This is a genomic window from Gammaproteobacteria bacterium (assembly GCA_015709695.1).
Classification (GTDB): domain Bacteria; phylum Pseudomonadota; class Gammaproteobacteria; order Steroidobacterales.
In genome coordinates, this window is sequence record CP054183.1 from 2,562,365 (window position 1) to 2,574,882 (window position 12,518).

Genomic DNA, 12,518 nt, shown 5'->3' on the forward strand with positions numbered 1-12,518 from the left:
GAAAGGAAGTCGCCGCGTCCCTCCTCTAGATTGGCACCATCGGATCGCGACACGGATGGCAAGGAGGACGAACCATGAACACCAGTTGCAGCCTGAACGTTTTCGAGCAGCTCGAGGGCGTGACCACCGCACTGGTTGCCGTGATGTTCCCGGTGCTGATCCTGGCCTTCATGCTCTGACAGATCATCGAGCAAAGACCGGACAGGCGCCGACCCCCCTCCCCGGGTCGTCTTCCCCTCCCCCCCAGCGACCTGGGGCGGCGCCTGGACCGGCCAACGATGAACGAGCCCCGCACTGCGGGGCTCTTTTTTGGTTCATCGCGCAACTCCGGGGAAGGTCGCCTGGATCTTGAGGAAGAAGTTGGCGTCATCACGGAAGCCGCAGGTATTCGTCCCGTGGACCCCGCCGCCCGAAACTTTGCCTGGCACGCCCGGTGCGCTGAAGGATTCTTCTGCGCTGGTCCCGCTCGCCTCATGCATGATCCGGGAACAAGCCTGGCATCCACCGCGGCGCCAGGGCTGCGCGGAATGCCAGCCGCAGCGGCGCCCGCGTGCTGGTGGACGTCAGGACACCCCGGTCGAGGAGAGCAGAGACCACCCGCCGGGCCTGCCGTTCGCCGGTGCCAACGATGCCCGCCGCATCGCCCCGAGGCAGTTCGCCGCGATAGAGCACCGCATCGAGAATGGAGCCGGACTTGGGCGGCAGGCGGTCGAGGCGGATTTCTTCCTCCACCCAGAGCTGAATTCGGGTCCGCAGCTCCTCGGGCCGCACCAGCTTTTCCATGAAAGCCACCTGATCCAGGCAGGTCGTGAGGAAGAACCGCGTGAATTCTGCGAGGTTTTCCTCGCTCAAGGGACCGCGGCCATCGAGGTCGTTCCGGCGTGCCTGGTCACAGGCTGCCAGATGTGACTTGTAGGCCTGCACGTTGCGGGCAAGGCCGCGAGCAACAGACCAGACTGCACCGCTGTCCAGGGCCTCCAGCATCGTCGCATGGGACATCAGGCGGGCAACGCGGCCATTGCCGTCCACAAAAGGGTGTATCCACACCAGCCGGTGATGAGCCGCCGCCGTCGCCAGAATCGTCTCGGTCTTGCCCAGCTGGCCGTACACCTGCTCGAAGCGCTCAAGGAAGCGCGGCACGGCGGCCGGGCTGATCGCGACGTGCCGCCCGACTTTGACGTCCCGGTGGCGGAGTTCGCCCGGAACGACCCTGACCCGATCCTTCGTGACGGGATCCTCAACAGTCAGAAGCTCATCGGGGAGCAGGCTACAGAAGCGTTGATGAATCTCCTGAAGCGCCGTGGTCGTGACCGATCGACCCTTGAGCCCGCCGCCGTCGATCCAGCGCTGGACCTCGATATGCGCCCTCGCCTCAAGCTGAAGGTCGCGCTTCGTGGCGTCCTTGCTGTAGTCGCCCCGCAGGGCCCGCTCGATCTCGACGGGGTGGGTGTCGTGACCCTCGATGAGATTGCTGTAGTAGCAATTCATTGACCGAACCAGATCGGCCAGCGACGACAGCAGACTTTCCGGCAGCGAGCGCCGGAAGCCCGCGCTCTTCTGCGCGAGTTCCAGCGCAAGGTCAGTGAGTCCTGGCCGATGGCGGGAGTCCTCCCGCAGCAGTAACGGCTCCATCCCGGAGGCGGTTTCGCTTCGATCCGATGCCGCCTTCATGTCCGCTTTGTTGGCCGGTTTCCGCATAGCCATACATCAATATAGATCATTGGCTTAGGTCAGTTCAATTACCCAATGCAGGCCTCTCCATGGCCGCTTTTCGGGCCGCCTTTTGTCCTACGTTTGGCGATGACTGCCCATCCGGCACCGCGGCACCTGCAGCCGCTCCTGGCGCCAGAGGCGGTGCCCACGATCGGCGCCCATTTCCAGACTGCGGCGCTCCAGGAACACCTGGAACCGGCGGTAGCCGTAGCGCCGGTACTGGGTCGCAAGCTCACGCATCGCCGCGATCACCGGCGCATCCCTCCGGGCCAGGCGCGACGGCCAGCCCAGGGTCGAGCGGGCCACCGACAGGGGCGCACCCGTGCGCTCGCCAACTTTTTCCCGCGCTGCTCAGTGGCAGCGGGTGCAGCTGGCGAGCTGCGCCTGCTGCTGCGCGCGCGTCTGCGCCGGGCCGGCGGGCCAGGTGGCGTCGTGGCAGCTGCCACAGGCCAGGGCGCGCTCCTGCACCAGGCGGTGCACCTGCGTGAAGTGCCAGTACCCCGGCTCCACCTGCGCCAGGCGGTCGGCGAGGGCTTCGGGAGGATGGCTGTCCGCCGGCGGCACGGGCGGCAGGGGTCCGGTGGCGGCAGACTGGCCGGCGGGCAGCACCTCGGCAGCGGCCGTCCGCCCGGCGATGCGCCCGAGCAGCAGCGACGGCCCGAGGAAGGTGCCGCTGCCACCATGGCTGCCGTTGATGCCGGCGACACCGGTGGCCTCGCCCGCCGCGTAGAGGCCCGGGATGGGCCGGTGGCCGGCATCGAGCGCCCGTGCATCATGGTCGATGGCGATGCCGCCCATGCTCTTGCGCGTCATCGGGTACAGCTTGATGGCGTAGTAGGGCGGCTCGCCCAGCGCCGGCGGCAGCCGCCCGCCGGCTGTCGCGCCGAAGCGGCCGAAGTCCTCGTCACGGCCGCCCTGCACGAAGCCGTTGTAGCGGGCCACGGTGGCGCCCAGCGCCGCTGCCGGCAGGCCGGTGGCGGCGGCCAGCGAGGCCAGGTCATCGCCACGGCTCACCAGGGCGGGGTTGCCCATGATCTCGCCGTCGATGGTGCGGCGATCGAGCCAGGGTCCGCCACGGACCATCAGCTGCCTGCGGCCCGCGGCATCGAACACCAGCCAGTAGGTCGGCGGCTTTCGCGACAGGACCAGCGACTCGATGTCCTTGGAAGGCGCGTCTTCGTTGATGAAACGGCGGCCCCCGCCATCCACCATGATGGCGGCGGGATTCTGCACCAGCAGCCCGCGCCGGCCCGAGGGATCGCGCGGGTTGGGCATGCCGGTGACGTAGACCAGCTGCCGGTCCAGCCGCGCCAGCGCCGCGCCCGCCTGCGTGGCGAGGCGCAGGCCGCTGCCGGTGGCGAACTCGCCGGAACCGACATACAGCGGCGCAGGCACGGCGCGATCCGCCGGCCAGTGCTCGCGCACCAGCTCATCGTTGCTCTCGAAGCCGCCGGTGGCGATCACCACCGCGGGCGCCCGCAGGCTGAGCTGCCGGCCGCTGCGCAGGTCACGCGCGACCACGCCGCCGACCGTGTGCCCGTCGCGCAGCAGGGTGGTCACCTCGTGGTTGAAGAGGAAGCTGATCCGTTCGTCGGCGAGCGCATCGCGCAGCACCGGCAGCACGGCGGTGACGGCCGCCCCGCGCGTGAAGTGGAAGCGCGGCACGCTGTCCTCCGCGCTCGGCAGGATCATCACGAACTCCACGCCCCGGGCCGCCAGCCAGTCGTGCACCTCGGGGCGCGAGGCCTCGACGTAGCGGCGCACCCAGTAGGGATCGGCATCCCCGCCCCAGGCGAGGATGTCGCGGATCGCCAGCTCGGGGTCGTCGCGGTAGCCGCGCTTCTCCTGCAGCGGGGTGCCGACCAGCGAGAAGCCGCCGGCGAGCACCGCGTGGCCGCCGCCCACCGAGTTGCTGTCGATCACCACGACCCGCGCGCCGCCGGCACTGGCCTCCAGTGCCGCCGCCAGGCCGGCGATGCCGGCGCCGATGACGATGACGTCCGCCTGCGGCGGCGCGGCGCGCTGGCTGGTGCAGGCGGCGAGCGCCAGCACCACCACCAGCGCCAGGGCACGCATGCGCCTAGCGGAGCTGGGCTGGCGGCGCGAAGTAGAAGCGCACGCCGAGGTTGAACCGGGTGACATCGTCGGAGAGCACCAGGCCGGCGCCGATGGAGACGTTCCGCGCGATTTCGTACAGGCCGCCCAGTTCCAGCGCCGTGTTGTCGTCGAACACGTCCTCGTAGAGGATGCCGCCGTTGAGTTCCAGCTGCGGATTGACCATCACCCGCATCAGGCCCTCGAGGCTGAAGCCCGTCTCGTCGTCATCCCCCGGCTGGTCGAGGTTGGCGCTGATGAGCCGCAGGCGGCCGACCAGGTCGAGCCCCTGGCGCAGCGGCGTGTTGAGGCCGATGCCGAGGGCGAGGGCGTTGTAATCCGCGTCGTGGTCGAGGTCAGTGTCCTCGTAGGCAGCCAGCAGGTGGATGTTCCTGTTGAGGGCATAGGAGCCGCCCAGCATGAAGCCGTCGCCGTCGCCGTAGTGGTCGTAGTCGGTGTTGGCGTAGGCGATCTCGCCATAGGTGTATTGCGGCTCGGCGGCGGCCGAGGCGAGCCCCGGCAGCACGATGCCCAGGCAGGTTGCCAGCATCCATGCCGCCTGCTTGAAGCGCATTGGCATAGTCATCCTCTCCGGAGAAATCCGTTCGCGACCCGACCGGCACCCGCTGCGTCGCCGACGCACCTCGGCAACCGGGATACCGGAACCCGGGGCGGATTATGCACGACGCCCGCCCCGCCTACATCCCGGGCCTGATTCGCCGCGCTTCGTGCAGATTGCCGCACTTAGTGCAGCAACCGCCGGGATTGGCGCATCGCTGCCCGCCACCACCGCTGCTTTGATGCCTGCCATCGACTCGAGCGGAGACGGGACATGCGCACAGCCTGGTGGAGAATGGTGCTTCTGCCGATCTTGCTCATCGCCGGCACGGCCCGGGGGGCGACCGTGCCGGGCCGGGTCGACGGCAGCTTCGAGGCCACCGCCACGGGTGCGGTGGCCTATTCGGTGCCGGTCACGGTGGCCGCCGGCATGAACGGCCTGCGGCCGGCGATCGGCCTCGAGTACAACAGCCAGTCCGCGCGCGGGGAAGCCGGGGCGGGCTGGTCCCTCAGCGGCTTCTCGATCATCAGCCGCTGTCCGCTCACGGTCGCCCTCGATGGGCGCGTCCAGGGCGTGCGCTTCTCGCGCCAGGACCGCTACTGCCTCGACGGCCATCCGCTGGTGCTGATCTCGGCGGTGCCGGGAGTCAGCGGCGCCCAGTACCGCACGGAGCTGCACAACTACGAAGTCGTGACGATGCTGGGCGCGCTGGGAACCGGCCCGCTGTCGTTCGAGCTTCGCCGCCCCGATGGCCTGGTGTACCGCTACGGCAACGACGCCGATTCCCGGGTCGAGGCGCCCGGCACCGGCGAGGTGCGCGCCTGGGCGCTCAACGAAGTCGAGGACCGTTTCGGGCAGCGCATGGCCTTCCAGTACCAGGAAGACGCGGTGGCGGGCGAGCACTACCCGACCGAGATCCTCTGGAGCTATGGCGCCGGGGAAACCCCGGCACAGGCGCGCTATCGCCTGGCCTTCAGCTGGGAAGCACGCCCGGCGGATGACCAGCGCAGCGGCTACACCTGGGGTTCGCCCTGGCGCGAGTCCCGCCGCCTGAGCGCCATCGAGTATGCACACGACGCCGGCAGCGGCTTCACCCGCGTGCATCGCTACGCGCTCGGCTACGCGACACCGGTGCCGGGTGGTGTGCGGCGCAGCCGGCTCGCCAGCATTGCCCAGTGCGGGCCCCGCGATTGCCTGCCACCGACGACCTTCCAGTGGGACGACGGCCCCGCCACACGCGAGGCGCTGAACCTGCCGGCGATCCCGGTCGACGGTGCCGTACCCGGTGACTTCGACGGCGACGGCGCCACGGACCTCTACGGCGCCCACCAGGGCCACTGGGCCGTGTGGCCGTCGGACCCGCAGTCGGGCGGCTTTCGCGCACCGGTGGTGGTGGGCGGCAGCATCACGGAGAACAGCGTCGGGCTGCCCATCGACTACAACGGCGATGGCCTGACCGATCTCATGGTCGCGTCCAGCCAGGGTCCCGACTGGCTGGTCTACCAGGCACCATCGGTGCCCGGCGAGGCCTTCAGCGTACGCAACACCGGCGTATCGCTGTCCGCCGGCGCGGAACTGGCCCCCGTGGATCTCGACGGCGACGGCTTCGAGGACATCGCCTACCTGCGTGATGGCCAGGTCCTCTACCGTCGCAACACCGGCGGCGCCTTCGAAGCCGAGAAGGGGGCGGGCCTGCCGGCCGTACCGGCGGCCAATCGCCTCCCGTCAGGCAATCCTGGCCTGCTGGAAGTCGGCGACTTCGACGGTGACGGCCGCGCCGACCTGCTGGTGGCGCGCTCATCCGCGGCCCCGGGGGGCGGCGGCTATCGCTGGGAGGCGCTCCTCGCCAACGGCTTCGGCTTCGGCCCGGATGCCATCGCCACGTTCACCACGGAAGCCACCCCGGGCAAGGTCCTGGTCCTCGACCTCAACGGGGATGGCCTCTCCGATGTCCTGCGCCATGCCGACGGCGCCTGGCACAGCCTGCTGAGCCACGGCACCGCGGCCGGCGGACTCCCCGGCCTGGTACCGCAGGCCTGCGCCGCCATCCCGGGAACCGGCGCACAGGGCCAGGCCACCGCGATCGACTACGACGGCGATGGTCGCAGCGACCTCGTGCTGGGCACGCCGGGCGGAGCGTGGAGGGTTCACCTCTCCGACGGTGCCTGTCCCGATCCCGCCGGCCAGCTGATCGACGAGACGCTGCCCCAGGCCGGCGGCGTGAGCCGGCTGCTGGTCGCCGATGCCGACGCCGATGGCAACGCCGACCTGCTGTTCGGTTCGGCCAGCCAGCCCGCCTGGTCACTGCTTCGCCATGTGCCCCCGCCGGGTCCGGACGGCAGCCCGGGCGCGCCGCGGCCCGAGCTGATGCGCCAGCTGCGCGACGGGCTGGACAACGCCATGACCTTCAGCTTCCAGACGCTCGGCCGGATGCCCGGATACCGGATGTCCGGCAGCCATCCACCGGGCTCGATCGCCCTGCGGGGCGGCGCGCTGCCGGTGCTCGCCCGCTACACGGTCTCCGGCGCCGGCCGCTACGACGTCAGCCTCGAATACAGCGGCGCACGCCGTGACCGGCAGGGACGGGGCTTCCTCGGCTTCGAGACGGTGGCCTCGCTCGATTCACGCCAGGGGCTGCGCTCCGTCACCCGGTTCCGCCAGGACTTCCCGTTCATCGGCCGCGTCGAGGAGATCACCACCTGGGACCAGGACCGCAAGGTGTCCGTCTACGATCCGACCTGGGCCATGGCCGTCGGCCCGCCGGCGATGGTGCTGAACACGCGCTTCGTGTACCTCACCGGCGACCTGACGGAAGACTACGAGGTCGACGCCGACGGCGGCCTGCGGGGCAGCCTGGTCCGGTCGGTGCGTCGCACTCTCACCTGGAACCTGATCCACGGGGCGCCCAGCCGTGAAGTCACGGAGACGACGTCGCCCCTGGACCCGGGCCGCAGTTTTCGCACCACCCGCAGCACCACCTTCGACGACGCGGCGGGTGCCGCCGGCTGCCTCGCCCTGCCGACCCGCATCGATACCTCGCGCGACGCCACGGGGGTGGCCACCCGCTCGCGCACGCAGCTGGTGACCTACAGCAGCACGACCTGCCGGGTCATGAGCGAAACCGATGCCACGGCCAGCGCCCCCGCCCAGCAGCTGCGCAGCACCTACGCCTACGACGCCGCCGGCCGCACGACGAGCGTCACCCGCACCGATGTGGCCGGCCAGCTGCCGGCCCGCGTCAGCCGCTTCGCCTATGCCAGTGGCAGCAGCCGCCCGCTGACCGAATCCCGGGTGATCAGCGGCGAGGCGGATCATGTGGTCGGCCATGCATGGAACGACGCCCTCGGCCTGGAGACCGGGCGTTCCGAGCCGCGGGGCTTCGTCACCGGCTGGCAGCACGATGACTTCGGTCGCATTCGCACCGAAAGCCGCTCGACCGGGAGCACGACCACCACCTACTCCGCCTGCGGGCCGTGCTTCGCACCGGGTGCACGCTATGCCATCCGCGAGACGCGCAGCGATGGCTCCTGGGGCGAGACGCAGCACGACGGCGCGGGCAGGGTCCTCGGCCGGGCGTCGGTCCTGGTCGATGGCCGCAGCAGCCGCCAGCTGTTCGAGTACGACGCGCTGGGCCGGCTGCAGCGCCAGTCGGCACCGTACCTGGCCGATGCGTCCACCCTGTACTGGACCACGCTCACCCACGACCTGCTGGGCCGACCCAAGAGCCTAGACCAGCCGATGAGCGAGGCGATACCGTCCGGCATCGAGTCCGCCTTCATCTATGCCGGCCTGGAGACCACGGCGCGCAATGCCGCCGGCTACGAGACCGTGATGCGCCGGGATGCCGGGGGCCGCGTCACGCGGGTGACCGCCCTGCTCGGCAGCACGATGACCTACGCCTACGACGCCTCCGACCAGCTGACCGGGACAGTCGATGCCGGCGGCCACGGCCGGCAGTTCAGCTACGACGAGCGCGGGCTGCTCGTGGAATCCGTCGATCCCGATGCCGGCAGGCGCAGCTTCGCCCATGACGCCTTCGGGCAGCTCATCCGGCAAAGCGACGGCAAGACGCCCGCCAACGTCATGACCCTGGAGTACGACCAGCTCGGGCGGCTGGTACGCCGGGTCGAGCCGGAGGGAACGACCGTGTGGAGCTTCGTGGCGACGGGCGCGGGCCGTGGCCTGCCGCAGTCCGTGACGGCGCCCACTGATCGCGGGCCGGCCGGCTTCCAGGAAGCGTATGTGTACGACAGCAAGGGCCAGCTCCTGCGCACGTCGACCACCATCGACGGCAGCAGCTACCAGACCGACTATGCCTATGGCGCGGAGGGCAGGCTGGCCGCCATGACCTATCCGGCCACCGTCGGCTGGCGGCCGCAGTTCCGGTTCGGCTACGCCTTCGGGCACCTCAGGTCCATCACCGAGGAGAGCCTCGGGCTGAATCCCGTCTATACCCTGCTGGAGATGGATCCCCGCGGCCGCGACAGCTGGTCGAGCTTCGGCAGCGAGGAGATCGAGGAACGCAACATCTACGACCGCGCCTCCGGGCGGCTGGCGGAGATCAAGGCCGGCCCGTCGATGGTGCCGACCGCCATCCAGTCCTACGCCTACGAATGGGATGTCGTGGGCAACCTGCTGGCACGGCACAACCGGCTCGCCTCTCCCGTGCTGTCCGAGCGCTTCACCTATGACGCGCTCAACCGGCTGATCCAGGCAAGCCTGAACGGCACCCGCTCGGTGGGCATGAGCTACAGCACCGACGGCAACATCCGCTCGAAATCCGATGCGGGCAGCTTCAGCTACGGCACGGGATCGCAGCCGCCGCACGGCGTCACGGCCGTGTCCGGTGGCCCGCGTGGCGCCATGGGCTTCGCCTACGACGCCAACGGCAACATGACCAACCGCAATGGCACGTCCCTGACCTGGACCAGCTACAACCTGCCCAGGCAGATCTCCCGCGGCGCCGACTTCGCGCGCTTCAGCTACGGGCCGGACCGGGCCCGCATCAGCCAGGAGACCAGGACCGGCTCCAGCCAGAAAACCATCCACTACGTCGGCCCGCACTTCGAGGTCGAGACCGAGGGCAGCACGCGACGCTACCGTGCCACCGTTTTCGCCCACGGCCGGGCGGTCTACAGCCAGGTGGAGTCGACTCCGAACGGCCTCGAGGCCTACTACGTCCTGCACGACCATGCCGGAAGCGTGGACCGCCTGGTGCGCGCCGTCGGCACCGGCAGGAATATCTTCGCGCTGAGCTTCGATGCCTGGGGCAAGCGGCGCAACACCAACTGGAGCGTCGACGCCACCGACCAGCGCTACGGCGACGCGCACTGGGTCGAACGCGGCTTCACCGGGCACGAGCACCTGGACAACATGCAGCTGGTGCACATGAACGGCCGGCTGCAGGATCCCCTGCTCGGGCGGATGCTGGCGCCGGATCCCGTGCTCGCGGGCGGGCTCGATCCCCAGGCCCTCAATCCGTACAGCTATGCCAACAACAATCCGGCCAGCTACTTCGATCCCAGCGGCTACCTGTTCAGCAAGCTGCGCAAGGTGATCCGGCGGGGCCTGCACCGCATCGGGCATGCCGGGCAGCGGCTGGTCCGCAACTGGGGCCGTCCCATCGTCGCGGCAGTCGCCGCGTTCTACACCGCGGGGGCGGTGTCATCCTGGGCTTACGCCGCACAGATCTCCGCAGCCGGGGCAGCCGCGAGCGCGGCCGGCGGCGTGGTCGCGGCCGACACGCTCGCCGCGGCGACCATATCGAGCACGGTGGTCGGTGCCGCCGCGGGGGGTGCCGTGGCAGGCGCCATCGCCACGGGGAACCTGCGCGGCGTTGCCGCCGGCGCCCTCACCGGTGGCCTGATGGGCGCCGTCGGCATCCAGTTCGGCGGCGGTTACAGCGCCGGCCGGGTGCTGGCGGAATCCACCATCGGCGGCCTGTCCGCCGAAATGCAGGGCGGGGAGTTCCGCAACGGTTTCCTGACCAGTGGTACGCTGTCCTCGCTGACCTGGGCTGCGGTGGAGATGCGGCGGGTGATGGTGGCGCAGTCGCGGCTGAATCCCGAGAATGCAGGCGGCGTCAGCGATGGCTTTCGCGCTGACCAGTTCAAGCTGGGCGGGTGTCGCATGCCGTGCAGGAGCAGTCCCCTGGGCGGCGCACAGGGCGGGGGTGGCCAGTTCCTCGGCATGGGATACGAGCCGGGATCATTCGTGGATCACCTTGTCGAGACCTATGCCGGTCCGCATGATTTCCTCAACTCGCCGTTCTTTTATGACAACCTCGGCAACAACATCAACCGATCCTCCCTGTTCCTCGGTCTGAATGCCGGGAACGTGCTGCTCGCCACGCCCTTTGCCGCAGCCTCGGCAGTGCCAGGTTTCGCCTATGGTGCCTTCAATGATTGACGGCAGGCTGTTTCGCAGGATGCTGGTGGCTGCTCTGGCGCTCACTGCCTGTGGCTGCATTCCGTGGCGGTTTTCCGGCTATGAGCCGTCGGGCCCAGGGCAGCGCGAACCCGGCTTCTGCGTGGCAGGCATCCATACCCGGCTCAAGCAGGAGGCATTGCACGGTGTCGGCGTCCACTGGCAGGCGGATCGTGACGATGGCGCAGACACCGTGCTGCTGCATGTCTACCTGACCGTGCCAGCGGGCGTGGTGGTGCGCCTGCAGTCCGCGGATCTGGTATTCCGCAGCGAAAGCTGGCCCGAGCCTCGCCATCTGACAGTGCAGGCGATCACGGCACCGGGCCCGGACTCCCTTCCTGTCGGCGCTGAACTCATCGGGCCGGCCGACCCGGCCTGGGGGCAATTCGACCTGTGGTTCTTCCCGGAGAGGGCCGGCAGCTTCATGTGGACCGGCATTCCGGCAGCACCGGAATTCAGCATTGCGCTGCCATTGCTGACCATCGATGGCGAGGCCTGGCAGGCGCCGCCGGTCACCTTCAAGGCATTCAGCCGCTGGGGGGTCTACACCTGCGTACAGTGACCCGGCCCAGCCGGCACCGATCCTCCCTGTTCCCTGGTCCGACGCCGGGAACGTGCTGCTCGCCGCGCCCTTTGCCGTGGCGTCGATGGTACCGGGTGCCGCATAGGGTGCGCTCAGTGACCAGGGCTGCTGCAGCGGTCGCGTCGATCATCGCCATGGCGCTGATGGCAACGGGATGCATGCCGTCGAAATTCTCGGGATATGAACCATCGGGCCCCGGCATCAGGGAGGACGGTTACTGCGTGGCGGGGGTCCGCGACAATCTTCGTGTCGAGGCGCCCCATGGCGTGCAGGTGCACTGGCGGGCATCCCGTGACCAGGCCGCGGATGCGATCCTTCTCGACGTCAATGTCTCCGTACCCGACGGAGTCATCGTGCAACTGCGCTCCCCCGATCTCGTCCTCAGCAGCGAGGAGTGGGCTCGTCCCCAGCTGTTGCCGATCGCGGAGATCAGCGCTCCAGGTCCACGGAACCTGGCTCCGGACGCCCAGCTGGCGGGTTCTGCCGATGCCTCCCGCGGCAATTATCATTTCTGGTATTTCCCGGTTGGCAGGGGCATGACGTCGAAAACCGGCATCCCTGCCGTATCGGCCTTCAGCGTCCAGCTGCCGCCGCTGCTGATCAATGGCGACGCCTGGGAATCCGCACCGGTGGCTTTCCGTGAATTCACCCGCTGGGGCGTCTACACCTGCGCGCAGTGACCCGGCTCAGCCGGCACCGATCCGCTGCCCTGCCCAGTCGATCACTTCCCTGACCCGGGGCGAGGCGATGGCGCGGGCATCGGCGAAGCTGCACCAGCGGAATTCGCTGTGCTCGGGGCGTCCGGTCTCCGGGTTGGGGAGGATGGCGACGTCGCTGCGCGAAGTGACGGCGAGGTAGTAGCGGGCGGTCTTGCCGCGGCTGTAGGGCCCGGTCTCGTGGAAGTCCTCGCCCCAGGGCAGTACCAGGTCGTCGAGGCTGGTCTCCTCCCGCACCTCGCGCAGGGCAGCCTGCAGCGGTTGCTCGCCGGCTTCCAGCAGGCCCTTGGGGAAGTCCCAGTGGGTGAAGGCGCGCAGCAGCAGCAGGCGCCAGCCGTCCCGCGTCTCCCGCAGGACCACGGCCCCGCAGGACAGCACCTTGTGTCCCCGTCTCATGGGCCATGCAGTATATAGATGCCCGTGCCCC

8 protein-coding genes are annotated in these 12,518 nt (G+C 69.5%); 3 read left to right on the forward strand and 5 right to left on the reverse strand.

Annotated features, from left to right (window positions below; genetic code table 11):
* Nucleotides 1-471: 471 nt before the first annotated feature.
* The 4 genes from HRU81_11880 to HRU81_11895 form a co-directional block, all read right to left on the reverse strand.
* On the reverse strand, nt 472-1,632 hold the full coding sequence (locus HRU81_11880; GenBank protein QOJ33392.1) for a Fic family protein: 1,161 nt from the start codon (nt 1,630-1,632) through the stop codon (nt 472-474).
* A gap of 156 nt (nt 1,633-1,788) precedes the next feature.
* A complete protein-coding gene (locus HRU81_11885; GenBank protein ID QOJ32754.1) occupies nt 1,789-2,019 on the reverse strand; it encodes a hypothetical protein in 231 nt (76 codons plus the stop codon).
* A 45-nt stretch (nt 2,020-2,064) separates the two neighbouring features.
* A complete protein-coding gene (locus HRU81_11890; GenBank protein QOJ32755.1) occupies nt 2,065-3,789 on the reverse strand; it encodes an FAD-dependent oxidoreductase in 1,725 nt (574 codons plus the stop codon).
* 4 nt (nt 3,790-3,793) lie between these two features.
* A complete protein-coding gene (locus HRU81_11895; protein QOJ32756.1) occupies nt 3,794-4,381 on the reverse strand; it encodes a hypothetical protein in 588 nt (195 codons plus the stop codon).
* Nucleotides 4,382-4,639: 258 nt separating this feature from the next.
* Between HRU81_11895 and HRU81_11900 the strand changes: the two genes are divergently transcribed.
* From HRU81_11900 to HRU81_11910, 3 genes are all read left to right on the forward strand, one after another.
* Nucleotides 4,640-10,774 (forward strand): VCBS repeat-containing protein, encoded by a 6,135-nt coding sequence (locus HRU81_11900; GenBank protein QOJ32757.1) that lies wholly within the window; start codon nt 4,640-4,642, stop codon nt 10,772-10,774.
* Nucleotides 10,775-10,895: 121 nt separating this feature from the next.
* Nucleotides 10,896-11,354 (forward strand): hypothetical protein, encoded by a 459-nt coding sequence (locus HRU81_11905; GenBank protein ID QOJ32758.1) that lies wholly within the window; start codon nt 10,896-10,898, stop codon nt 11,352-11,354.
* Between the two features lie 116 nt (nt 11,355-11,470).
* Complete coding sequence (locus tag HRU81_11910; protein ID QOJ32759.1) at nt 11,471-12,055, forward strand: hypothetical protein; 585 nt, start codon at nt 11,471-11,473, stop codon at nt 12,053-12,055.
* A gap of 6 nt (nt 12,056-12,061) precedes the next feature.
* Here the strand turns inward: HRU81_11910 and HRU81_11915 are convergent, their stop codons facing one another.
* The gene (locus tag HRU81_11915) at nt 12,062-12,487 is read right to left on the reverse strand and encodes an NUDIX domain-containing protein (protein QOJ32760.1); all 426 of its coding nucleotides are present in this window, start codon (nt 12,485-12,487) and stop codon (nt 12,062-12,064) included.
* Between the last annotated feature and the right edge of the window lie 31 nt (nt 12,488-12,518).

Bases quoted from the DNA above. Each gene is read 5' to 3' on its own strand.
- HRU81_11880 (QOJ33392.1), bottom strand. From the start codon at position 1,632: ATGGAGCCGTTACTGCTGCGGGAGGACTCCCGCCATCGGCCAGGACTC.
- HRU81_11890 (QOJ32755.1), bottom strand. From the start codon at position 3,789: ATGCGTGCCCTGGCGCTGGTGGTGGTGCTGGCGCTCGCCGCCTGCACC.
- HRU81_11895 (QOJ32756.1), bottom strand. From the start codon at position 4,381: ATGCGCTTCAAGCAGGCGGCATGGATGCTGGCAACCTGCCTGGGCATC.
- HRU81_11900 (QOJ32757.1), top strand. From the start codon at position 4,640: ATGCGCACAGCCTGGTGGAGAATGGTGCTTCTGCCGATCTTGCTCATC.
- HRU81_11915 (QOJ32760.1), bottom strand. From the start codon at position 12,487: ATGAGACGGGGACACAAGGTGCTGTCCTGCGGGGCCGTGGTCCTGCGG.